This is a genomic window from Paramaledivibacter caminithermalis DSM 15212, assembly GCF_900142245.1.
GTDB lineage: Bacteria > Bacillota > Clostridia > Peptostreptococcales > Caminicellaceae > Paramaledivibacter > Paramaledivibacter caminithermalis.
This window is the reverse complement of sequence record NZ_FRAG01000009.1, coordinates 83487-106495: the sequence shown is the minus strand read 5'-3', so window position 1 is coordinate 106495 and position 23009 is coordinate 83487. Positions and strand designations below refer to the sequence as shown.

Genomic DNA, 23009 nt, shown 5'->3' with positions numbered 1-23009 from the left:
AGATATATTAAATCTGGAAGAAAGACTACTTTTAGAATGAGTAGTAGTTATCCTTATAAAGACAAATTTCAAATAATTATGAAAAACATTGATAATATTACTTTTGCATAATTTATAAAATCAAATTTGAAAACCTTAAAGCAATAACCAAGGGATTAGTTTGCTCTTTTTTAGGTTACAACATAAGATTTTGAGTTGGTATCTTATTAAAATTATAATCTTTGGTTCTATTGTTAATGAAACCAGAACTTCAGATATAAGATTTTACCTTTTAACATTAATTTTCATCATAATTCATTGAGTTATGAATAATTCAGGTTTATATATGTCATTTCCACCTTTTATCATTTCTGCAAAGGCAAAACTCCCTATAGAAAATACTAAAATCATTGATATTGCAATACACGTAATCTTTCTCATTGCTAAACTCTCCTTTTCTTTAGTCTTGGTAGTCAGAAAAAATATATCCTAAATAATAATAACATATAGTTTCTGTATTTTTTGTTAAATTTTGTAGATTATTTAAATTTTTTTACTCATAATAAATTAGGTTGACTCAAAAGCCAACCTAATTTATTATATATTAAAAACTATGTATAAAGTATCATCTTTTATCATTTCCGCAAACTCTGTATTTTTAACTAAACTGATACTATCTATTATCATAGGACAAGTCCTCCACTAACTTCTTTACAGTTCTTTTTATATTTAGAAAGTGCTTATAATTATCTTCATGATAAGTAACTTCAGGATTTCCCTTTATGTTTTTGACTATCCTCTTTTCTAAATCCCCTGTATCAAAAATATAAGATGGCTTAACTAATTCAGAATCTAATCCTAATTCTTCAAATTTTCCTATTAAATTTTCTGGTTGATTATCAAAATTGTTCAATATGCTCTTTCTCAAATTACTATCATCATATTTTAAAAGTGCATCTTCGTATAATTGAATAAGAACAGTTTTATATGGAGCCTTATAAACATCCATACATTTTATTATTCTATTAGGTTGTTGAATAACTATTTTTACCAAAAGCAAAATGCTGTATTTTGGCTATCAAAAGTATTTTTTATAAAAATGATTCTAATTTTATAATGTAGAGAATTAGCCGAATTATTAATTTCCAAATTTAGTTATTCAACAACCTATTCTATCAATAAAATTTTCATCTTCTAAAGAATAATAATAATCATATACATTTCCTAATATCATGTTAGCAGCAAAATAATCAGCCATTCTTTCATTATCTAAATATCCATCCATAGTATATAATTTTTTATTATTTCTCCTGGCTCCAAATTCTCTACCCATACCTATATAATAAACACCATTTTGATTAAAAAAATTCTTCAATTCCATTTCATTGAACTGTGGAGTAAATTTTGAATATGGAGTACTTCTAACATCTACAACGCAATTAACACCATATTTTCTTAATAATTTAACAAAATTTTCTGTAGTTAAATTTGAATGACCTATCGTATATAATATATTCATACTTATCCCTTCTTTGTAACTGAAAATATTATCTAAAAATAAATATTAACAAATTTTATACTTACATCATAATTATACCTCCAAATTTTTCTTATTTACACAAAACTTGGTAACAAATACAAAGAGGTGAATTGCTATAAATATTCCCCAATATAAAAGGTATATTACCCCATGATAAGGATAATACACCGAAATCTATTATATTTAAATATCTTATAAAAATCTTATTTGAAGATTAAAGTCAATAAGTTGCTCTCCATTTTCTTCATATATGACACCATATCCATGTCTTGAAGAACTCGCTTTTTCTAGTTTGGTATGAGTATATAAATACTCTTGGAAATTATTATAATTATATATATGATAACATACTATATCTCCATCTTCTTTTACAATAATGTAGCCACCAGAAGCATTAAAATTTCCATTCCAAGGGGTAGCAGGTACCATTCCTAAGGCAACATCAACTAAAAAGTTTTTAATTTTATGTTCATAAAAAGGATAATTTCCTATATCTTGATATTTACATGGATTAGAGTTTTTTACTCTTTCAGTTAGTTCATTTATTCTATTATAATTAGTAGAATAGTATTCTATAAGTAAATAACCAATAATTTTTGGTAGTTCTGTATCAATGAGTTGAAGATTATTCTTAAATATCTTGCTTTTCAAGTCATAAAATTCAAAGTCACACCCAAGTTCTTTAATTTTTTCTATCCTTTTTATTATATAAGACCTAGCAACTGTTCTATCTATATTATTAATCATATTTACTTCTTGTTTAGATATTTTTTTAGTTAATTTAAAAGTAAAATTAGTGCTTTGTGAAGCATTTAATAGAGTAGAAGGATTTCCCAGTCTTGACTTAATACTAAATCCTAATGTAGGCTTATATCCAGTAAAAATATCATGTACAACGATTGTAATATCAGTTTTATCACTATTGTCTGCTTTTAACTTTGTACACCTTATCGATTTCATAAACTCTTCAACTTCTGGAACAGAGAAATTGCCTCTTATATTTTCGTATATTTTCTCTAATAGAACTTGAGATTTATGGAAAAATTCTTCTATTTCTAATTCAAGTAAGACCTCTTGTGTTTCTCCACTAACCACTTTTATATTGCCATTCCTATGAAACTCAAAATTTTTATCATTTTCTTTTCTTAAAATCTTTATGATAGGGTAATATATTTCTTCTATCTTATTTAAATCTTCATCTCCAGCATATAACCTCCCATCTGATAGTAGTTTAAGAAAAGTATATACCTCCGACCACTCACCTTTATTCCCATACCACATAATCGTTATCCCCCTATACCTAATTTATCTAACATTTTTTGTGATATTGCTTCAACAGCTGGAATTGCCACTGAATTTCCAAACTGCTTATATGCTTGAGTATCTGATACAACAATCCTAAATTCTTCTGGAAAACCTTGTAACCTAGCCCATTCTCTTGGTGTCATTCTCCTAATATATTTACGATTAACTTCACCCTTAATATTAGTAACAGGAGTAAAGTCACTTAATCTTTTATCTATAATTAAGTTTCTTTCTCTACCCATACCACCAACAACAATTGCATTGGCAATATCATCATGACTTAAAATTTGATAACCAAAACCATTCCCTCTAGAAGAATGTCGCTTTTTATGTTTCTCTAAAGTTTCCAAGTATGTATTGGATAGATAATATTTAACTGAAACTTCTTCTTCCTCTAAAATATCCTTAATTCTTTTAGTTGTCATTTTTCCAGTAGGATAAATGAAATCATTTATGCCTAAATCTTCACTAAAACCCACAATATATATTCTTTCTCTATTTTGTGGTACTCCAAAGTTTTTAGCATTTAAGATTTGTGGATTAGGTACATAATATCCTAAATCCTCTCTTAATGTGTTTAATATTACTCGTAAAGTTTTTCCTCTATCATGATTTACTAAACCTTTTACATTTTCAAGTAAGAAAGCTTTTGGTCTTTTTTTTCTAATAATATCTGCAACATTAAAGAATAAAGTTCCTCTAGTATCTTCAAATCCACCTCTTTTACCTGCAATTGAGAATGCTTGGCATGGGAAACCAGCAGTAAGTATATCATGACTTGGAATTTCATCTATTTCAATCTTTGTAATATCCCCTTGAGGAACTTCTCCATAATTTGCTTCATATGTTTGTTTACAATACTTATCTTTTTCAGAAGAAAAAACACATTTTCCACCGATATTTTGAAATGCCATCCTTATTCCACCAATTCCTGCAAATAAGTCAATAAAAGTAAAATCATAATTTTCGGTAGGTGATAAGAATGGGACATCCGATTTTATACTAGTCATAATAAAACACCTCTATTGAAATTTTTTAGTTGTTAGAAATAATTATCAATTGATACCAATTGTTAATTATGCTATGTTTTAACAATAAAATCATTTTTATCGATTATTTTTACCACTTAATATTATCGAAAATATCATCTATTTCTTCTGCTTCAATTCCAATATATCTAAGAGTTACTGATTTACTACTATGATTTAATATCTTTTGAATATAACTAATAATAGCAGGGTTATCTTTTATATTATCTGCATATATCTTGTAAGCACCAGTTTTCCTTAGAGTATGTGTGCCAAAATTGCCTTTTATTCCTAGTTCTTTAAGGGTAGTCTTAATAATTTTATGTAAACTTCTTACTGTAATATGACTATCACCTTTTCTACTAGTGAATATATAATTTTCTATATTAAAATCACTAATATTATTTTTATATAGTTTGAGAGCTTCCTTAACATCATCATTTATTTTTCCTCTAGCAGTTTTATCTATTTTTTGTTCACCAATGATTAGATGTGTTTTAAAAGTATTTTCATCTTCTAAGACATCATTCCACCTTAATTTTAACAAATCAGTTGCTCTTAACAAAAAGTTTGTTCCACATACCCATATTGCATAATCCCTCTTATTATTTTTCCCTCTAAGATACTGTCTAATCTTTTTAATATCCTTTGATTTTTTTACTGGTTGTACTTCTTGTGGTTTTGGTTTACCATCACTCTTTAAATTAGCCACTTCATCAACCTCCACAAATGATAACTTATGAGAATATAATATCGAAAGTTATTATTCAGTTCAATAGATAATCCAATTTTATTCTAGTTTAGTTGTATTAAGGTTGGAATTTACACATTTATTACTGTGAATACAATGATAACTTTTGATATTATTATACCAACTAATTTTAGAATTAGGAGTATTGTTTTTCAGAAAATGTTTATGATAACTTAATAGTGTACCACTAAAACAATTGAAAAATCCCCCACTATAAAATAGAATACTCTCTATAGACAATCTATAGAGGGGAATCAGGAATGGTTACTTTGAATCAAAAGGCAGAAATAATTATCAGTTATTTCAAAGAAGGAATTTCACAGAGAGAAATTAGTAGAAGGTTAGGAGTTGATAGAAAAACAGTAAGAAAATATATAAAGCAATTAGAGATGCATACGATATAAGAAAAGAAAATGGTCGCAAAAATAGGATTAGGAATATAAATTTTCCGTATAAAAAATACTTAGAAAATTTAAAAACTGAATATTTACCTAAAGATGCACAAAAAAAACTTAAAGAGCTCAAAACTCTAAGGTTTATAGAAGAAAACAGAAATGTTATTCTAGCAGGCAACCCTGGTACAAGAAAAACTCATTTGTCTATTGCTTTGGGAATACATGCTTGTAATATGGGTTATAAAGTATATTTTTCTACAGTTCCATTGTTAATAAACGAATTAAAAGAATGTAGAAGTGAAAAAAGACTTAGATCATTTGAGAAAAAATTTGAGAAGTATGACTTAGTTATAGCTGATGAATTAGGATATATATCCTTTGATAAGGAAGGAAGTGAATTATTATTTACATACCTGTCTCTGAGAGCAAAAAGAAAATCTACTATGATTACATCTAATTTATCTTTTGATAGATGGAGTGAAGTTTTTAAAAATCCAGTACTTACAGCTGCAATGATTGATAGACCTACACATAATTCATATGTAATAAATATGAATGATAATTCATATAGACTTAAAGAAACAAAAGATTGGATTCAGAAACAAGATTAATTTTTTACCTTCAGTGGGAGAATTTTGAAATATAATTTGGAGGAAAAATCACTTGACAAATACAGAAATAAATGCCCTGTTCTTCCATATTTATTATTATGCCACTGAACATAACCTACGGTTATCCTTTTTAACTAGTTCCTATTTCTTCATCCTCTTTAATTAATAAATGTACATGTTTATTCATTAAACAATATCCATATAATAAAAACTGTCCTTTTGCCTTTCCCTTGAATAGAACTTTCATAAATTTTTCTCTATCTTCATCATCTATGAATATGTTCTGTCCATCTATCCCTCGTAGCATAATATGATATATTCCTGTTATACTCCTTTTCCTTTTTTCTCTTCCCATTTTCATCACCATTTTTCATGTGTCAAACGAAACGTCCCATTGTCACCCTTGTCATTTCATCATCTTTTTGATTTTTATTGTATGATACTATTAATCCTTTGCCAAAATCTTTCAACATATTTCTTATGGTATGTGACCCATTTCATTTTCCTTACATGAAGCAATAAAACACTAGTAGTAAGGGTATCACCAACATATCCAATTTATCTTTTTCAAGTTAAGATAAATTGGATATATTGGTGATACCCTCATTGGTCATTTAATAATTTGACTAATCTAGCCATTTATTGAGTTTTGTTGTTTCTCATTTTTTATTTTAGGAATTTCTGCTAAAAAAGGTAATTATTTTATTTGTTTTTACTATAAAATCTCTCCCTAAATCCTAGGAAAATTAATGTTATTGGTGGAATCCATACATATTTAGGATATATGCTCCACGGAGTATGCCCTCTTATTGATGTAAATTTATATCTATACAGTGATAGATATTGTCCAAAAATAATTATAACTGTCAATAATGTAAGTCCAATTATTATATATAAATGTGAAAATAAATTATTTTTATTCAAGATTACACCTCATTACTATTCTGTTGGTTTTTTTGTATCTGTCATAAGATGTACGTAACCCCAACAGTCTCCATTCTTTTCTATAGGAGTATATATTGTTACATCTTTAGAGCTTTTCTCTTTTCCTAACCAACTAAATCTCTTAACTATTCCTTTTGAATATGCCATAATAGGTTCAAATTCAACCCAACCATATTCACCTGGATTTATTGTAAGCTTATGCCATTCTTCATAGCTTTTTGACTTGCTCCAACCAATAGACATATTGGCTCTAACAGCTACTAGCTCCTCAGAAGATAGATTCGTACTAACATCATAACTTACAGTTGTACTAGCTTTAATTGAAAATTCTGTTTTGTTTGATGTATTGTTTTTTTGAATATTGCTTATTATTTCTCTTAAATCCCTTCTTGCTTTTTGACCTGATTTTTCTTCTTTGTATTTGTAATAATCATCAGTTAATCCACCATCATAACCTCTAGGTTGTACACTTAAATTCTTTGATTGTTTATCACTAAAATCACTTCTACTATCTATTCCGAATTGTCTTTCCATTTCTTGAGTTTGCTTTATATATTTTTCTTTTGATATTTCAACTAATCCATCATCTGTAACCATATAGATTTTCTTCGTGTTAGATAAATCATAATCGTCAGTTTTAGCTAAAGCAACAACACACATACTTAAAACCGTTGCTAATACAAAAGTAACTAAAACTAACCTTTTAATCATCTATTCTCCCCCCCCTACTTAAATGCAGTTTGACCTTTTTAAATCAAAATCCTATTTTTAAAAAAATGGAAACAACACATGTATAATACAATAATTATATTAAAATGTCAATACTTATAAAAATTACATTTTTTTCAATGTTTTGCTCAAATAACACAAGGGGGGTAACACAAAGGTAACACAAAGGGACGGTTCTTATTTAACCAATGAACGGTTCTTATAGTTAATTTTTACTTTATAGCAGTTTTTTAGCATACAATTATCGTGAGAAAATATCACTTTTATCAACAGAAGATATTTATTCCACGATTCTAATTGTTACACAGCAAATTATTCCACCCCAAAAAGTTAAATTATTTTAGCCTAATTTTCATATAAATTGATTAATAAAAGTCAGATTAAATAATCTGCTGCTAAGAAAATAATCAAAAATGCAAATTATTGTATCCTAAAAAAACGATGCTAAGTAGTTTAATTTAGAACTTAGCATCGTAAATATAATCTTTATCGAGAATAAATCTAAAGTCGTCTAACTAAATGAACCAGTCATAGGATTTTCTATTTTACAAGATTGATAATTGTCTAGAAGATTTATGTATAATTAATATCCATAGCACATTTCATAAGATGTATCGTTTTGACTATAAAGTACCCAAATATCTGTAAATGGGTAGTAAGCAAGAATTCCCTTCGACACATATCTATCTCCAAGAATGTTTTAAGCAGTAATATTTATCTCGGTTTGAGCCTGATAAACTATTTCGCTATCGATAGATTTTAGTTTCTGATTAGCACCAGAAATAAGACACATTCTAGCAAAATGCTTCATGGGGCTGTCTACTAATTTGAGTTATGAAGGGAATTTGTGCTGTTAAGATGAGAATAGCATAGTCCTTAGAATCCACTTCAAAATTGAATATTAGTCTAAAATCATCCAGAACTGAATTCTTTAGAAATTGTGCCTCATCTATTATATATATTAGCTTTCCCTAATTCGTGATATTTAGTTATACTCTGTATAAAATTGGTTATAATCATAGCTAAATTGGGTGTTACTATTTTTTATTAGAGGAAAGTCTTTTGCATGAGGCTTTTCTCTATTTTCATTATTACCATTTTACCTAATAATATATCCTATATCAGATTAAATAATCTGCATAGCTTTAAGTCAGATTATTTAATTTGACATGGAGTCTTAAGATAAGATAATTTGCAGTTTTTGGTTAATTATAGGGTAGAATAAAGTGCTGTTTAACAAATGTATAGAAATAGTAAAAGACAACGATTTAAATTTAGTCCTCTCTTGTGGAATATTGTACCATAAATTTCGTTTTTTGTCAACTCTGGTGTTGTGAATAATGCTCAAAAATTTTAATCTTACCTCAATAAATTTGTGTGAATAAAGGATTTCTAAATCTAAACGTTAAATCTCAAACCATTACTGTTTTAGAAAATAGTACTCACAATATATTTATATATCTATCTATTTACACAAGTAATTTCTATATCAGCTTCCGCTTATAGAAGGTTGCACAAGCCATCCCAAGTTTTTTAACTGCTTTGGTATCTGTAATTTTACCCATCTTCCAATCCTTAAATGCTGTATTCAATTTTATATCTCTATCCGATCCATATTTACATATCTCTTTTATTGATGGCAATATTTATTACTTAAAAGCTAATTTTTAGGTTAGAGTTAAATTCCAATTATTCTTCTAAAAATCATAAAAAGAAAAGAATTCTTTCTAATCCTATCCTTTACTTATTAATATAATCTTTATTCATTAATATAGTATTATATCTTTATTACTTTATATACAAACCATATTCCTTAATCTCTCTTTAAATATGTCCTAATTAACTTTAATTTTATTATTCTATTCATTTTCATATATACTGTTTAAACGACACAAAAGAACCGTCCCCTTGTGTTTAAACTAGATATTGCAAAAACAGTCTATAACTAGAAAAACACCAGCCTTTAAGCTAGTGTTTATCAGGTTTAAACGAGCAAATCTATAAGCCGAGGTAACTTCCCTTCAATTACCATATGTACTATTTGGCGTGGTTACTGACTTTCAAGCCTCGTTACAAAAACAAGGCTGAAAATAGTAGTACTATAACCTAGTTATGTACTGCTTGTATCCACCCAAAATATATAGTTAATTTAGTGATATCATTTTATAAGGAGGAGTACATATGGATATAACCTATTACTATGATGAATTTTTAGACTACTTAAAAGGAGAAAAAGATGTATCAAAGCATACCATAAAAAATTACAATACTGATTTTAAACAATTTGTTTCTTTTTTGAAAACCAAAGGTATAAAACCTAGCTTACATACTGTAACTACAGCAATTTTACGTAGATATGTTGCCCATCTTAAAACAGAAAAGAACTATGCCACATATACTATAAGGCGTAGAATTCATTCTCTATCTTCTTACTATAAATTTTTAATAGAACAAGGATATCTCACTCAAAATCCTATGTTACCTATTCATGCACCTAAGGCTCCAGATGTAATACCCAAATTTCTATCTGAAACCGAAATAGAGCAATTACTTAAAATGCCTGAAAAACTTTCACCAGAAAATGCACTTAGGAATAAAGTTATCCTTATGATGTTTCTTATGACTGGCATGCGCCGTCAGGAGCTTTTAGCTTTAGATTGGGAAGATATTGATTTTGGTGAAAAAATGATTACAGTTAAACATGCTAAAGGAAAAAAACAACGAATAATACCTATTACAGAGCCGCTATTATCTGAACTTTGGAAATACTTACAAACTAGGCTTCCTATTACAAATCATGCAGTATTTATATCACAATATGGTAATCGTTTAAGTGCAACCCCTCTATCTCAAACTATTAGACGTTATATGAAGTATTTGGGATTGGATAAGAAAGGGTATACCATACATACCCTTAGGCACACTTATGCCTCTCACCTTGCTTTGAATGGAGTTTCTATATTAAGTATTCAGAAATTGCTAGGTCATTCTGATTTAAATAGTTCCCAAGTTTATGCTCACGTGAACACAAATCACCTTAGAACAGAAGTGCAGAAACTACCATTTGCATCAAAATAACTTTCATAGTAAATTAGGTTAGCTTTTGAGCCAACCTAATTTATTATGTATTAAAAAACTATGTATAACGTATTATCTTTTATCATTTCCATAAACTCTGCATTTTTAACTAGTTTATACCCTTCTTCTATAGAATTATCATGTTTTTTCCTTGCATAATTTATCCATCTTTCGTTCCTAAATTTACTCATGTCCTCTTCAGATTCTATGGTCAATAATCCTTTATTAAATAATTCATAAATTAAAAAGTCATTTGATTTAAATGTAATTGGCTTATGTTCTATATTTTTATAATCTTTATGACTATGCAGCTTATTTATTGCATACTTATTGAAATCATAAGCATCTCTATCATTTGTAAATATAGTAATATTCTCTACACTATCTATATAAAAATATGCTAAAATCAATGAAAGAACACATATTGATATTTCTCCTGCATTTTTCTTTCGTTCTCTTCCACTTGAAAGAATTTGGCCTTTGAAACCCTCTTTATATAAAATATTAAGCCAAGTTTCATAAGCATCTAGCTCTTCAATAGGCTTATTTTTCAATATATATCTTTTTATAAAACTTTCAAGGGGCTTAACACTACCGCAAGAGTATAAAAATAAATTAAACAAATCTGCATCTTTATAATTTATTAGCTCTAAATATTCTAATTCATCAACATAATAAAAATAAATATCTTCTATTTCTAATAATCTGTTTACATATGCTTTTCTATACTCACTATCTTCAATTTCTGCTCTTATCCATTCTGGCACTAAAATTAAATCATAACCATTAAAAATGTTTTGGCTGCTTACATATTCTTCTATTATATTCAAAAACTCTACAGAATTATTATCTAATATACAAATTTTAAGAGACTTGCCTAATAATAATTCTTTCAAATTACTGATACTATCTATTATCATAGGACAAGTCCTCCACTAACTTCTTTACAGTTCTCTTTATATTTAGAAAGTGCTTATAATTATCTTCATGATAAGTAACTTCAGGATTTCCATTTATGTTTTTGACTATCCTCTTTTCTAAATCCCCTGTATCAAAAATAAAAGATGGCTTAACTAATTCACAATCTAATCCTAATTCTTCAAATTTTCCTATTAAGTTTTCTGGTTGATTATCAAAATTGTTCAATATGCTCTTTCTCAAATTACTATCATTATATTTTAAAAGTGCATCTTCGTATAATTGAATAAGAACAGCTTTATATGGAGCCTTATAAACATCCATACATTTTATTATTCTATCAATAAAATTTTCATCTTCTAAAGAATAATAATAATCATATACATTTCCTAATATCATGTTAGCAGCAAAATAATCAGCCATTCTTTCATTTATTTCCATATCTATTTTTACTTCATGAGTTTCATTTTTTATATTATTATCATAAAACAAATGGTATATTTCATGCCAAGCTACAAAATATTGATAAACTCTTGGTTGTGCTGTATTTATTATAGGAATTCTTAAATTACCTTTTACTATAATTGCTCCACCAAAATATTTATCTTCAACAGGCATTTGAATTAAATTATTTTCTTTTAAAATCTTAAATGCAAATCTATCGGCACTGGTTACTACTGAAGTATTAAATCTGACCTTAGTTTCATTTACCAAACGAATAACATCATCTCTTATTTTTTTATTGCTTTCTATAACATCATCCAAATTTTTACTTGTTATAATATCTGACATATTATTCACCTACTTATTATAGTACATTTCATAAAGACTTATTATATCGTCCAGTATCATAAACATTTCTTTTGCTTCTGGCTTTCTTTCATGATTTTCAGGAGAATTATCAGAAAATGCATTTATAGGAGTATTATCAGATTTAGGTTTATCTTCTAATAAGTCTATTTCACTGATATTTTGGCTATCTATAATTTTTTGTATATGAGTAGTAAAAGTTGTTATACTGTCTATTTCACCATTAATTAATTTATCCAGTGTAGGTCTTGAAATATTTGTAATTTTAGCAAAACCAGATTTGGTATAACCATTATCTTTAATAAAATTTAGTATATTTTCACCTACTTTATCTCTCTTCTGAAAAAGCAGCTCCATATTATATTTCTTCACTATATTCATCACTTTCACTTCCTTTCATTGAAACATATCTATCTTCTTACTATTATTATATACCACAATTGTAAAAAATGATACCTTGTAAAAATTTTTTTTACATTTTTTTATCTATTATTATTTTCATCCCTTAATATCTTATAATCAAAATATTTATATATTAATAAGAGCCAGAATAAAGATATTCTAGCTCTTCAAATTTACAATATTCAGGATATACATTCTATATAATTATAAAATATAATTCATAATCAATAACGTTACGCAGGTAAAATCAATTTTAAATTTAGATAAATATGCAATTAGTAACTAATTTATAGTGTCTTTGTGTTTCTTTATGTAATTCACCTAAACTTATAAATAATAAAACATCTCTATCTAGTTTATATTTACCAATACTATAATTGTCATATTCATTAGTTATTTTAGTGTCGGTAACTGAAATATCATAATACCATCTATTTTTATATTTTATATGCATTCGTATTTTTTTGTGTCCCCATTCATTCCAAGGATTATCCTGAACTGTAATATATACTTCTTGTGGTTTAATTAACATTAAGGAATATCTTTGTTCTATTGTAATATTATTAATTTCACTTGGTAATATAGCCCTAGAAGTATTATAAAAAATATATTTTTCTCTATTCAATATTTTCATGTTTAGTAAAGTACTTAAATCAAATACCCCTATCTTTTCCCAGTAATATTGGTCATCATTTATGTAGTTTTCTGGTTGATAAATATTATTATCCTTGCTAATACATTCACATTCAATTATATCATGTAATTGTATCGGTGTTCTTTCATCATACATAGCATCTTTATGTCTAACAGCATATTCTATCTCTTCTTCTTGTGAAACAATACGTATAAAATCTTGTTTCTCTAAATCTATTCCAGCTATACATAAATTTTTACATTTTGGTGATTTTGCTAACAATGCAAATCTTTTTTTCATCGTTATCCCCCCTCTTTTCAACTATAAATGAATAATTTCTATATAATCAAAACTATTTTTTAAATATTCTGCAATTAATCTTCTATGACAGTTTTCAGAAGTTGCTTCACTACAAAGTAAACATACACCATCTAAATTTCCATTAAAATACTTATTAACTTTGTCTTTTATATTTCTTTTTAAAATTAATTTTTCAAATAACTTCTCGTATTCTCCCCAAGTAATTATCTTCTTTTTATAATCATTTAATATTTGTTTAGTAGGACTAAAATCAACATCATGAATATATTTAATTCCTGCCATTTCCATTAAAAAATATTCTAAATCTCTACCTTTTGTAAATCCAGCAAGTTGAGAAGAATTATTAAGTCGTATGTCAAGCAGTGTTCTAACATTATTCTTTTTTAACAATTCAAAAAATTCTTTTGCAGATTTTTTAGTAAAACCAATTGTATATAATCTCATATTTCACCATTCCCTATTCTTCATTATTAATACTATATCCAATATCCTTATTTCTTTTTTTATATGCTTCTTTTAGCAATTCCTCATCTGATAAATTTTCACTGTCAAACAATGAAATTTCATTTCTTCTTGGAAAATACATATCTAATAACAGTTCATTTATTTCCTCTTGAGATATATAATCTCCATTATGATTAATATTTTTTATGTCATACCCTAAATCATAAAAATACTTAGCAACAAGAATATTTCTATGACAATCAATTGCATTTTTTTCGGTACACATAAATGCAATATGATATCCCTTTTTTACACCTTTTTTTATACGATTCACTCCTAAAATAAAATCTGCATCCTTTTTTACTTTTTCAAAATCTAAATATCCATCCATGGTATATAAATTTTTACTATTTCTCCTAGCTCCAAATTCTCTACCCATACCTATATAATAAACACCATTTTGATTAAGAAAATTCTTCAATTCAATTTCATTGAACTGTGGAGTAAATTTTGAATATGGAGTACTTCTAACATCTACAACGCAATTAACACCATATTTTCTTAATAATTTAAGAAAATTTTCTGTAGTTAAATTTGAATGACCTATCGTATATAATATATTCATACTTATCCCTTCTTTGTAACCGAAAATATTATCTAAAAATAAATATTAACAAATTTTATACTTACATCATAATTATACTCCTAAATTTTTCTTTTTTCCACAAAACCTCGGTAACAAATAGATGTTTGTCTCCGAATCAATATTTTTTAGCAACGAAACTATCAGCTCTAGAAACCTCTGAAATTTAAATTAAGTACAAAAAAATTCGGAACAAAATATTTTTATGCTATTTTTATGAATATTGCGCTACTGCTATATACTCCAATACTACTTGAAACTACTTGAAAATCCCTCTATACATTCAATAAAATTCTTTATAATTATTTGAAGGAGGAATTTTTATGAATGAAAAGGGATTTTATATGAATAATTTTATGGAATATTTAAAGAACCAAGATAAATCAAATGGTACATTAAAAACTTATACGCTTAATATCTTAAATTTTATTAATTATTATCAGCAGACATTTGATGAAGAATTTATTGCTAGCAATATTATTCTTATGGATTTGCAAGACTGGCGAACTTACATGGTAACTAGAGGATTAAAAGCAAATACTATAAACAATCGTATTGCTGCAATAAAGGAATATTTTACTTTTTTACAAAACAAGAGCATTATTAAAACAAATCCTGCAATATCTCTAAAAAAAATAAAACTTAATAATTCAATTCAGAAAGAGACATTCACATTAAAGGAATTCAAAAAGATAAAAAGAGCTATATACAAGGAAGGAAATGTGCTAGATATTTTTATTTTTGAACTTTTTTCCAAGTCAGGTGTCAGAATTACAGAAGCTATAAATATAAAAGTTTCTGATTTAACTATCACAGAGCGTATAGGAGGTTCAAATTTAAGAGTAATTGGTAAAAATAGAAAAGAACGCCTCATTCCTTTACACCTAGATATTAGAAAAGCATTAGAATCTTATCTATTGTGGAGGAATAAACATAAATTCAAGGATTCAACTTATTTACTTCTAAGTGAGCGTGGAGAAAAATTCACTCGCTCTGGTCTATATAAAAGATTTTTAAAATACCAGTACTTAACAGGTATAGAAATCCATCCTCACAAATTTAGGCATTTCTTTGCTAGCCAAATTGTAAAATCTAATCCCATTAATATAGCTCAAGAACTTTTAGGTCATTCAAGCGTTACGACTACTCAAAAATATTTAAGTACAGAAAAAGAAGATATAATCGCAGCTGTAGATTCTTTAGAAAATCTCTAAATACAAAAGGAACTATCTTGTGTAGTTCCTTTTATTATATTAGGTATGAAATTTTAATGCTATTTAAGTCTACCCTTGAAACAAATGTTCATAACTGAACTGAATAAGCATTAATATATGTTATACTAGTCCTAATCTATACTCTTATTATTCATAACACAATTATCATCATTAAGTTTTTTTATTTTATCCTTTATACGCCTAGTAACAACTTTATTTAAATCCCCTGTATTATAACATTTCTTTATCATACATAGAAAACAATTATCACATAAATCTTTATTATTGCATAACTTAAAAATGTTGCTATCTAATTCAACATCCTTTTGATTAATGCAGTAGACATTTGCTTTATTTCTTTTAGAATTTTCTCTGATTTTTGTATTTCGTGAGATGATTGTAATATATCCCCATTTATATAAATCTGTAATACATTTGCAAATAGTATTTCTACTCCCTATCCCCGTTGACTTCTGTATTTGAGTATATGTCATATAAAACTGTCCATTATCTTCTTTATATCGTTTACTATGTACAATAAGGGCATATAATATTTTTTGATGATTAATTACACGCTTTCCTGTTCCCAAGGAATTTTTATTTAACTGTTCAAACAGCAATAAATCAGATTTTGTTATGCAAACGTCTTTTTTGAATCTTGATAAATGACAATTATTCTTAGGATTATATACATAATTAGATATGTTTTTTATTTCTCTCATTATCTCTACATTAGAAGATTTAGACATGCCTTTTTCTACTTGTTTAATGCTCCATTCCAATAATTTCTTTTCATTTTCTTCTCTAGAATACCCTTTATCTTTAAGATATATAGCAATTAAAAAACTAATATCATGCCTTGTTCCTGGTTGTGAAAGACCTTCTTTTAAATATTTTTGAATGGTAATATGATTATAATTTTCAACACAAATATCTTTGTTTATAAACATTTCTTCAGATTTAAAAAAAGTATTTCCATTTCCATCATTATCTTTATGCTTTACTTTTTTTCTATTGTATAAATATTTATCTCCATACTCTACTTTATCAATGAACTTATAATCCTCAATGATTTGGTCAATTATTCTATGGTCCGTTTTTTCAATATTTAATATGTACTCCACTTCATTTTCTACTTCTTTAAATAAATCATTCATAAAAGAACAATAATTTTTCGATTCATCTTCATTTGCATGATTGATACCACATGGTAGTTTTATACCCTTTCCATTAACGCCTTTTAATTCTGGTCTTAACTCTACATTTACCCCTTCAAATCGCTCTATACATATTTCATTTAGAACTATTGAAAATACCTCTATCAAATCAGATATTGCAACAAATTTATCAAAAAATAATTCTATATGATATCCTTTATTTCCAGAATAGGTTATATGAATTTGTTCTGCTGGAATATATCCTTGTAAAAAATGTTTTATACTAAATGCTACCTCCTGTGCATCTAATATAGAATAATAAGCATCTATATCAAATATCATCCATTTAGCACACTTTTCAAGAGAAAATACTCCCAATGTATTATCTCCTTTTAAATGCCTAAAAACATCTCCTTTGTGAAATTTTCTTTCTTGAACAGTAATATAACTACGACTCATACTATCTAAATATATCCATTTTTTTGTATTGGATATATACAGTGAATAAATTTTATCTATTATCATATTTAATATATATTTTTGCTCATGATACCTATTTGGAAATCCATATTTCTTTATATAATCATTTTTTATTATATTATGTATTTTTAGATGATTAGAATGAAATGTACTCATTTTCTTACCACATATTTGGCATTTAAATTCTGAATTTTCATTTATGTTCTCTGGAAATAAATCTTGTATTTTTTTATATTTTATTAAATTTAAAAACTCTAACATATGCATACACCCCTTTTTGGTAAAGTGCATGCATTATAAGAAATTTCATTTTCATTTTCCAATTATTACGTTGTCTTTTTTTGTAAAATAAAAAACTCTGAATTTTCATCAGAGCCTCTGCTAATAATCAATAATTTTATATAATGTACATAAATGAACTGAATAAGCATTATAGATATTTATATACTTACATATAAGACGTACATAGTTATTATTTGTATAATATGTTCACATAATCTTTGTTCTTAAAATATAAAAGGAGAAGCATCTAAGCTCCTCCACTTAATTGATTATAACTTTATAAAATTTTCTTAATTCTTTCAACATAACTTCATCAGTTTTAACTATTGTGTAATTAATTTCAAAATAATTAAAACAAATATCATTTAAAAGTTTTGCTTCTTTAACATTTAGTGTTAATGAGATTTCCTTTTTATGATTTAGTGTATATAAAAATAACTTTAGTAATAATATTTCACATATTTCAATTTGATTTATACAATAATCTTCTTTTGTTATATCATATACTTGTTTCAAAATATTTGTATGATATTTAATGAGCTTATTTAAAAACTTCACCATTCCAATAGATAAAGTAACTTCTTTATAATCTTTAGTATAATTCATAACATCCCTCCATATTCTGTGATATATGGATTATAGTTATTTTAATTATCTAGTTTCAAGCTATTAGTTTTGGTTTTTGAATTTTATTATTTGTATTATTATCCATCCTGCATATAAAAATGTAATTATAATAGTTAAATACTTAATATACAAAATTATCATCAAACTTATAATCAGTAATAGTAACTGGAATGGATTTGATAAATCAATTTCTAATTGAATTTTAGCATCTTTACTATCTCTTGAACTAATGTATTTATTATCTATTATTGCACAAGTTACAATCAATACTATAGATAGCATTGCATTTATTAAATAGATTTGTTCACTCATATACTAAAAACTCTCCTTATTTTTAAAATAGCCACAGTTTAGCTGTGACTATGTTTCTAAGGAAATATCTTTTTCTCTTAAAATTTCAATAACTTCTTTTAATCCAAATGGAGCAACTACCATAGCTGCAGGTTTCCAGTATTCGCTAATCTCTGGTATGTAGCTGGAAGATATATGCACAAGAACCCAAAACGTAATCACCCCAGTTACAAGGGTTAAAATAATATCCATCATTTTATTTTTTAATGTATATTTCATTTGAAATCACCTCTTCTTTTATTTATATGATATGGCTTTACACAAGCATTGTAAGCATATTTTATGTAATTGCAGCATAAATGTAATATATTATTATTTGACCAATTGTAAATTAACATTTTTATCCTTAACTAACATTATTTTATTATTTTTATATCTATATAATTTATTTGATATCCTATACTTCTCTTCAATTTCAACTTTCACTAGATTTTTCATTATATAACGATTTTGATAAGTATATTTGCTGACCAAAAGAGCATCCTGTGCTGGAATGGCAACCAGCAAATCTTTACCGATTTTATCTAATTGTTTCCTAAACTTTTCTGATAGTATAATAGATGACCCCAATTGATTATCAAATGCTAACGAATAAATTCTAATATTTTCATCTAAGACATTTAATGAATTGGTAATCTTATTTATATTTTGAAACGCTTTATTTTTTATCTCCTCAACGCTATATCCACTATCCTCTATTTCTTTCAAAGTTAAATACTTCCATAATTCATCTTTATCTTCTACAAAATATATCATTATATCTTCTGCAAATTTCTCTCTGTAAAATTTTCCAGCATTATCTCCACCAAATGTACAAGGACGTAAAACTGGAAAAATTACATCTAGGTTTATTTTATAATGTTGTTTAGATATTACATCCCATATTAGTTCTATATACCTATCTTTTACATTATTATAATCACCCGATATAATATAATCCCTATATACATCTTGTAAACTGCAACATACCTCTGTATTCTTTATCCTTAAAAAGATATTGTTATCCTTTATTTTTACAGCACCAAATTCTTTTTCTAAATCTATTTTAAATTTTGATATAAATTTTCCTTGATTCAACAAACCACCTTCTTTATTATTCTTTACATTATAAATAATAGCGCACATTTCATGACTTGTCAGGTCCAAAAAATGAAAAATCTGCTAAAGATATTTCTCTAGCAGATTGTATAATTATGAAATTATTTTTCTTAGCATTTGCTCTATAGCCTTCTCTTTATCAGCTATGAATAATACGTTCTTCTTCGCAAAATCAGCTTTGGTCATACCCTTTCCCCACCAACTAATATCTTCATATGGTGTTACAGACATAATAAATGAATTTAAAGTAATATTTGAATCTTGGTCTTTTAATCTTTCTTGTATATCTTTAATAGTTTTATTAAATTCAATCTTTACATCTGTCTCACCTTTTAGATTTCTTAGTCCTTTTGGGTCAATAAATGTTACATATTGTCTCTTATCATAAAGTATCCATAAAATAAAGTCAGGATAAAAATTATCTGCTTCAAAGAAACCTACACCATCTTTTCCAGCTTTGTTCCTTAAAAGATACAATTCTTTATCTTTGAAGAAATCATTATTTTTCTCAAAATAATCTTTTAATAGTAAAACTATATCTCTTTCACCTTCATTTAAATGCACTGGCTTTACTTTAATAGTTGTAGTTCCTTTAGTTATATGGATTAAAGGATTAAATAAATGTTCCTCAAAAGCAAAAGGATAAAACCTTCCTTGATTGAAATTCTTAAAATCTAAGTCTTTTAACTTACCTTGTTCTATAGCTTCTTTTAATTGATTTATTTTAGTAATTAAAGCTGTCTCATCTCTATTAATTTCGAACCTATATTCATCCTCAATCAATTTCTTATCACTTTCATTTACTTCAACATATTCAAGATGTGGTAATTCCCATTCTTTTTTCTTAGTTTTGTAAAATTTATCTATATACTTTTTCATTAATATAGTTGCAATCTCTTGCCATTTTTCTACATCTTTAAATCCTCTACTTGAAAATTCAAGTTCTTCTTTTGGTATAAAAAGTTTATACCATGACTTATCTTTTAATATTTCTTTTATTTTGTCCTTATGAATAATAAGATTGTACCATGAACGTTCATTCTTAAAATTCTGTATCTCAAAATATATTTTATCATAGTCTAAAAACGCTAAGTTCTTATCCTCTAAATAATACATCTCCATATTAGCAATAGATTGTTGTTTTAATTGTCTACTCTGTATAGCTTGTATTCGTGGATACCAGTCAAGAACAACTTTGTTATTTTGCATATACGCAGTAGGCATATCTAAAACAGGCTTTGGTCCATTCTTCTTGAAATTCAATCCTTTTTTCACTTGTAAAGTTTTCAATTTTTTATTTTTATCAAAAGTAGATATTGTAGGTATTACAATTTTAACAGGTTCCTCTGTAGGTACACCCTCATCATCTAAGTATTCTTTAAATTGCGCCATATAATCAGAACGTATACCAAAAATATTTAGAGTTTCTATATAATCTATAAACTTTGGCCTTTTCTCTTTTATTTCATCAATCTCGCTACTTCTCTTTAAACTAAAATTATAACCTTTTAATCTAACTCCTCTACCAAATAATTGTATTATTTCAGAACCTTCCTTTTTACCAATATTCATAAGCCCCATTGTGCTAACTCTCCAACTACTCCATCCTTCAGAGAATTTTTTGGAGCCTATCAATATGTTAATCTTAGAATCTTTATCATTAATATTTTTAAATAACGAATCAGAAAAGTCCCTAGTATCTGTAGATAATTCATTTTCTTCACATAATTTAAGCAGATTATTTACATCACCAACATTTATTACTCCGAAATAATCATTATCACCTGCACGAAGCCCAATTTCACCATCTGCACCTTTTAAATTATCTATATGAAGGTTAACATCTGCACTTATGGTAAGGAAGACTTCCTTTAAAATCTCGTCATAGGTCTTTTGAGCAGTCACTTCTTTGTTAATTAAATAATCAAAATTATTTTCAAACAAATCTTTCTTATCGCTACTTAATAAACCTGACCTACCATTTAATAATCGCTCAATATACTCTATACTTCTTTTTTTTTCTTTAATAAACTCTGACAAGAACAATAACACATCTACTACATCCGATACTTTTTTTCCTCGTTCTGTCCTAACTGCTGTAACTTTGCCTCCTACAAAAATCCATAGTGGCTTTTCTATACGGTATGAAATAAACTCCTTTCTTTTGTCTTTAAACAATTTTAATTGTTGATAATATGACAATACACATGCTGTAAGATATAGATTTCGCTGCTCTTCTACATTATCATCTTGCATATTAAATATTTTGTAATCTTTTCCATAACCATCTTCATAAAAGAACTTATATGAGTAATCAAATAAAATACATTTTGCATACTCTTGTCTAAGAATTTCTTTTTTCTTGCCTGTTGCTGCACCTATTGCCTGACCAAAGGTTGCGGAATATTCAAATGAGAAACCTTCTTCGCATAGTTTATCTCTCTTTTCTTTCCAATCGTCTCCACTTGAACCTCTATGACCTTCATCTACAAGGACTAGATTATTCCCTTCAAATGCTTCAACAGAAAAAGTTTTTACACCTTTTTCATCTTTTATCTTATGAATATCAATAATTTGAATTTTATCAATTTCTTCCTTTATACTAAAACCAAATAAATCTTGACTGAATAATTCGGCTTTTAAATCTGATAGTTCAAATTCATTTTTGTGCTGATTTGATAATCCTTCATTTGGAGTTAATAATATTATTTTATTTATATCTTTTGACTTACCATATTTACGTGCATAATGCATAAATTGCAATATGTTAATATGCATCAATAATGTTTTTCCTGACCCTGTTGCATTCCAAAATGCTAATTTTGATAAATCTCGTTCAGTGTATTTCTCTATATGTTGTTTTTTAGGCAAATCATTATTAAATTCATCTACAAATTCATTTAAACTCTTTAATAATGCAGACTTATCACTAAAATATCTATCTAAATAAATCTCTGTAAAAAGTAGTGATAAGTATTGAAAATATTTCCACTTAATTTTCTCTTCTCTTTTTCTACTTATTCTAAAAGTATGTTTTACAATATTTTGGTCATATTGTAGCAATATATCCTTATTTAATTCAGAACTGAATAATTTTTCAAATACCATTTGATGATAAATCTTACTTATGTTATTTTCATCTAATTCTTCTAATGAAGGAGCTTTAAGAGCATCTTTTAATTTTGAAAAATCATCTACATTAAAGAGTTTTAAAAAATATTTGTAGAGAACTAACTGATTATAAAACTTTACTTCTAACAAGATGCT

26 protein-coding genes are annotated in these 23009 nt (G+C 26.6%); 4 read left to right on the top strand and 22 right to left on the bottom strand.

From position 1 onward, the window contains the following. Positions 1 to 294: 294 nt before the first annotated feature. The 6 genes from BUB36_RS20350 to BUB36_RS05550 all read right to left on the bottom strand — a co-directional run bounded on the left by BUB36_RS20350 (position 295) and on the right by BUB36_RS05550 (position 4564). Positions 295 to 420, bottom strand: coding sequence for a hypothetical protein (locus BUB36_RS20350; protein WP_278247805.1), 126 nt, complete (start codon positions 418 to 420; stop codon positions 295 to 297). Positions 421 to 652: 232 nt separating this feature from the next. Beyond that, a complete protein-coding gene (locus BUB36_RS05570) occupies positions 653 to 1033 on the bottom strand; it encodes a hypothetical protein (protein ID WP_165613036.1) in 381 nt (126 codons plus the stop codon). Between the two features lie 105 nt (positions 1034 to 1138). Further along, on the bottom strand, positions 1139 to 1498 hold the full coding sequence (locus BUB36_RS05565) for a DUF488 domain-containing protein (RefSeq protein WP_073147855.1): 360 nt from the start codon (positions 1496 to 1498) through the stop codon (positions 1139 to 1141). A gap of 213 nt (positions 1499 to 1711) precedes the next feature. Further along, positions 1712 to 2800 carry an HpaII family restriction endonuclease gene (locus tag BUB36_RS05560; RefSeq protein WP_073147853.1) on the bottom strand — a complete coding sequence of 363 codons (1089 nt, stop codon included), beginning with the start codon at positions 2798 to 2800 and terminating at the stop codon, positions 1712 to 1714. Positions 2801 to 2805: 5 nt separating this feature from the next. Beyond that, positions 2806 to 3834 (bottom strand): DNA cytosine methyltransferase, encoded by a 1029-nt coding sequence (locus BUB36_RS05555; RefSeq protein WP_073147851.1) that lies wholly within the window; start codon positions 3832 to 3834, stop codon positions 2806 to 2808. A 109-nt stretch (positions 3835 to 3943) separates the two neighbouring features. Next, entirely contained in the window at positions 3944 to 4564 is a 621-nt protein-coding gene (locus tag BUB36_RS05550) for a tyrosine-type recombinase/integrase (protein ID WP_073147849.1), read from the bottom strand. Positions 4565 to 4863: 299 nt separating this feature from the next. On the opposite strand from BUB36_RS05550, the gene BUB36_RS05545 reads away from it, so the two are divergent. Both BUB36_RS05545 and istB read left to right on the top strand, forming a co-directional pair. Beyond that, positions 4864 to 5007 (top strand): HTH domain-containing protein, encoded by a 144-nt coding sequence (locus BUB36_RS05545; RefSeq protein WP_073147847.1) that lies wholly within the window; start codon positions 4864 to 4866, stop codon positions 5005 to 5007. Then, positions 4974 to 5609 (top strand): IS21-like element helper ATPase IstB, encoded by a 636-nt coding sequence (istB, locus tag BUB36_RS05540; RefSeq protein ID WP_084111748.1) that lies wholly within the window; start codon positions 4974 to 4976, stop codon positions 5607 to 5609. Before BUB36_RS05545 ends, istB begins: the two co-directional genes overlap by 34 nt. Positions 5610 to 5739: 130 nt before the next feature. Here istB and BUB36_RS05535 read toward each other — a convergent pair whose 3' ends face one another. The 4 genes from BUB36_RS05535 to BUB36_RS19615 form a co-directional block, all read right to left on the bottom strand. After that, positions 5740 to 5964 (bottom strand): transposase, encoded by a 225-nt coding sequence (locus BUB36_RS05535; RefSeq protein WP_073147845.1) that lies wholly within the window; start codon positions 5962 to 5964, stop codon positions 5740 to 5742. A gap of 347 nt (positions 5965 to 6311) precedes the next feature. After that, positions 6312 to 6533, bottom strand: coding sequence for a hypothetical protein (locus BUB36_RS05530; protein ID WP_073147843.1), 222 nt, complete (start codon positions 6531 to 6533; stop codon positions 6312 to 6314). A 15-nt stretch (positions 6534 to 6548) separates the two neighbouring features. Continuing rightward, entirely contained in the window at positions 6549 to 7265 is a 717-nt protein-coding gene (locus BUB36_RS05525) for a hypothetical protein (RefSeq protein ID WP_073147841.1), read from the bottom strand. A gap of 1502 nt (positions 7266 to 8767) precedes the next feature. After that, positions 8768 to 8926: a hypothetical protein gene (locus BUB36_RS19615; protein WP_165613033.1), complete on the bottom strand. Its 159-nt coding sequence runs from the start codon at positions 8924 to 8926 to the stop codon at positions 8768 to 8770. 538 nt (positions 8927 to 9464) lie between these two features. Between BUB36_RS19615 and BUB36_RS05515 the strand changes: the two genes are divergently transcribed. Continuing rightward, complete coding sequence (locus BUB36_RS05515; RefSeq protein WP_073147839.1) at positions 9465 to 10361, top strand: tyrosine-type recombinase/integrase; 897 nt, start codon at positions 9465 to 9467, stop codon at positions 10359 to 10361. Between the two features lie 50 nt (positions 10362 to 10411). Here the strand turns inward: BUB36_RS05515 and BUB36_RS05510 are convergent, their stop codons facing one another. From BUB36_RS05510 to BUB36_RS05485, 6 genes are all read right to left on the bottom strand, one after another. Continuing rightward, positions 10412 to 11281: a hypothetical protein gene (locus tag BUB36_RS05510; protein ID WP_073147837.1), complete on the bottom strand. Its 870-nt coding sequence runs from the start codon at positions 11279 to 11281 to the stop codon at positions 10412 to 10414. After that, positions 11268 to 12071: an ImmA/IrrE family metallo-endopeptidase gene (locus tag BUB36_RS05505; RefSeq protein WP_073147835.1), complete on the bottom strand. Its 804-nt coding sequence runs from the start codon at positions 12069 to 12071 to the stop codon at positions 11268 to 11270. The genes BUB36_RS05510 and BUB36_RS05505 overlap by 14 nt, the downstream gene beginning before the upstream one ends. A gap of 9 nt (positions 12072 to 12080) precedes the next feature. Then, entirely contained in the window at positions 12081 to 12470 is a 390-nt protein-coding gene (locus tag BUB36_RS05500) for a helix-turn-helix domain-containing protein (RefSeq protein ID WP_207550765.1), read from the bottom strand. 280 nt (positions 12471 to 12750) lie between these two features. After that, positions 12751 to 13425 carry a dual OB domain-containing protein gene (locus BUB36_RS05495; RefSeq protein WP_073147833.1) on the bottom strand — a complete coding sequence of 225 codons (675 nt, stop codon included), beginning with the start codon at positions 13423 to 13425 and terminating at the stop codon, positions 12751 to 12753. A 21-nt stretch (positions 13426 to 13446) separates the two neighbouring features. After that, complete coding sequence (locus BUB36_RS05490; protein ID WP_073147831.1) at positions 13447 to 13890, bottom strand: DUF488 domain-containing protein; 444 nt, start codon at positions 13888 to 13890, stop codon at positions 13447 to 13449. Between the two features lie 13 nt (positions 13891 to 13903). After that, positions 13904 to 14515, bottom strand: a complete 612-nt coding sequence (locus BUB36_RS05485) for a DUF488 domain-containing protein (RefSeq protein ID WP_073147829.1) — start codon at positions 14513 to 14515, stop codon at positions 13904 to 13906. Positions 14516 to 14856: 341 nt separating this feature from the next. Here BUB36_RS05485 and BUB36_RS05480 point away from each other — a divergent pair, with 341 nt between their 5' ends. Next, positions 14857 to 15747, top strand: a complete 891-nt coding sequence (locus BUB36_RS05480; RefSeq protein ID WP_073147827.1) for a tyrosine-type recombinase/integrase — start codon at positions 14857 to 14859, stop codon at positions 15745 to 15747. 131 nt (positions 15748 to 15878) lie between these two features. Here BUB36_RS05480 and BUB36_RS05475 read toward each other — a convergent pair whose 3' ends face one another. From BUB36_RS05475 to BUB36_RS05450, 6 genes are all read right to left on the bottom strand, one after another. Beyond that, positions 15879 to 17645, bottom strand: a complete 1767-nt coding sequence (locus BUB36_RS05475; RefSeq protein ID WP_073147825.1) for a TOTE conflict system archaeo-eukaryotic primase domain-containing protein — start codon at positions 17643 to 17645, stop codon at positions 15879 to 15881. Between the two features lie 282 nt (positions 17646 to 17927). After that, complete coding sequence (locus tag BUB36_RS05470; RefSeq protein ID WP_073147823.1) at positions 17928 to 18272, bottom strand: hypothetical protein; 345 nt, start codon at positions 18270 to 18272, stop codon at positions 17928 to 17930. Positions 18273 to 18335: 63 nt separating this feature from the next. Then, positions 18336 to 18605, bottom strand: coding sequence for a hypothetical protein (locus BUB36_RS05465; protein WP_073147821.1), 270 nt, complete (start codon positions 18603 to 18605; stop codon positions 18336 to 18338). A gap of 48 nt (positions 18606 to 18653) precedes the next feature. After that, the gene (locus BUB36_RS05460; RefSeq protein WP_073147819.1) at positions 18654 to 18863 is read right to left on the bottom strand and encodes a hypothetical protein; all 210 of its coding nucleotides are present in this window, start codon (positions 18861 to 18863) and stop codon (positions 18654 to 18656) included. 93 nt (positions 18864 to 18956) lie between these two features. After that, positions 18957 to 19769: a DUF1444 family protein gene (locus tag BUB36_RS05455; RefSeq protein WP_131821214.1), complete on the bottom strand. Its 813-nt coding sequence runs from the start codon at positions 19767 to 19769 to the stop codon at positions 18957 to 18959. Between the two features lie 66 nt (positions 19770 to 19835). Next, positions 19836 to 23003: a DEAD/DEAH box helicase family protein gene (locus BUB36_RS05450; RefSeq protein WP_242655724.1), complete on the bottom strand. Its 3168-nt coding sequence runs from the start codon at positions 23001 to 23003 to the stop codon at positions 19836 to 19838. Positions 23004 to 23009: the final 6 nt, after the last annotated feature.

Excerpts from the sequence above, each read along its gene's own strand:
- BUB36_RS20350 (WP_278247805.1), bottom strand. The coding sequence starts at position 420 with ATGAGAAAGATTACGTGTATTGCAATATCAATGATTTTAGTATTTTCT.
- BUB36_RS05565 (WP_073147855.1), bottom strand. The coding sequence starts at position 1,498 with ATGAATATATTATATACGATAGGTCATTCAAATTTAACTACAGAAAAT.
- BUB36_RS05560 (WP_073147853.1), bottom strand. The coding sequence starts at position 2,800 with ATGTGGTATGGGAATAAAGGTGAGTGGTCGGAGGTATATACTTTTCTT.
- BUB36_RS05555 (WP_073147851.1), bottom strand. The coding sequence starts at position 3,834 with ATGACTAGTATAAAATCGGATGTCCCATTCTTATCACCTACCGAAAAT.
- BUB36_RS05545 (WP_073147847.1), top strand. The coding sequence starts at position 4,864 with ATGGTTACTTTGAATCAAAAGGCAGAAATAATTATCAGTTATTTCAAA.
- BUB36_RS05535 (WP_073147845.1), bottom strand. The coding sequence starts at position 5,964 with ATGGGAAGAGAAAAAAGGAAAAGGAGTATAACAGGAATATATCATATT.
- BUB36_RS05525 (WP_073147841.1), bottom strand. The coding sequence starts at position 7,265 with ATGATTAAAAGGTTAGTTTTAGTTACTTTTGTATTAGCAACGGTTTTA.
- BUB36_RS05515 (WP_073147839.1), top strand. The coding sequence starts at position 9,465 with ATGGATATAACCTATTACTATGATGAATTTTTAGACTACTTAAAAGGA.
- BUB36_RS05510 (WP_073147837.1), bottom strand. The coding sequence starts at position 11,281 with ATGATAATAGATAGTATCAGTAATTTGAAAGAATTATTATTAGGCAAG.
- BUB36_RS05505 (WP_073147835.1), bottom strand. The coding sequence starts at position 12,071 with ATGTCAGATATTATAACAAGTAAAAATTTGGATGATGTTATAGAAAGC.
- BUB36_RS05500 (WP_207550765.1), bottom strand. The coding sequence starts at position 12,470 with ATGAATATAGTGAAGAAATATAATATGGAGCTGCTTTTTCAGAAGAGA.
- BUB36_RS05495 (WP_073147833.1), bottom strand. The coding sequence starts at position 13,425 with ATGAAAAAAAGATTTGCATTGTTAGCAAAATCACCAAAATGTAAAAAT.
- BUB36_RS05490 (WP_073147831.1), bottom strand. The coding sequence starts at position 13,890 with ATGAGATTATATACAATTGGTTTTACTAAAAAATCTGCAAAAGAATTT.
- BUB36_RS05485 (WP_073147829.1), bottom strand. The coding sequence starts at position 14,515 with ATGAATATATTATATACGATAGGTCATTCAAATTTAACTACAGAAAAT.
- BUB36_RS05480 (WP_073147827.1), top strand. The coding sequence starts at position 14,857 with ATGAATGAAAAGGGATTTTATATGAATAATTTTATGGAATATTTAAAG.
- BUB36_RS05475 (WP_073147825.1), bottom strand. The coding sequence starts at position 17,645 with ATGTTAGAGTTTTTAAATTTAATAAAATATAAAAAAATACAAGATTTA.
- BUB36_RS05470 (WP_073147823.1), bottom strand. The coding sequence starts at position 18,272 with ATGAATTATACTAAAGATTATAAAGAAGTTACTTTATCTATTGGAATG.
- BUB36_RS05465 (WP_073147821.1), bottom strand. The coding sequence starts at position 18,605 with ATGAGTGAACAAATCTATTTAATAAATGCAATGCTATCTATAGTATTG.
- BUB36_RS05460 (WP_073147819.1), bottom strand. The coding sequence starts at position 18,863 with ATGAAATATACATTAAAAAATAAAATGATGGATATTATTTTAACCCTT.
- BUB36_RS05455 (WP_131821214.1), bottom strand. The coding sequence starts at position 19,769 with ATGTGCGCTATTATTTATAATGTAAAGAATAATAAAGAAGGTGGTTTG.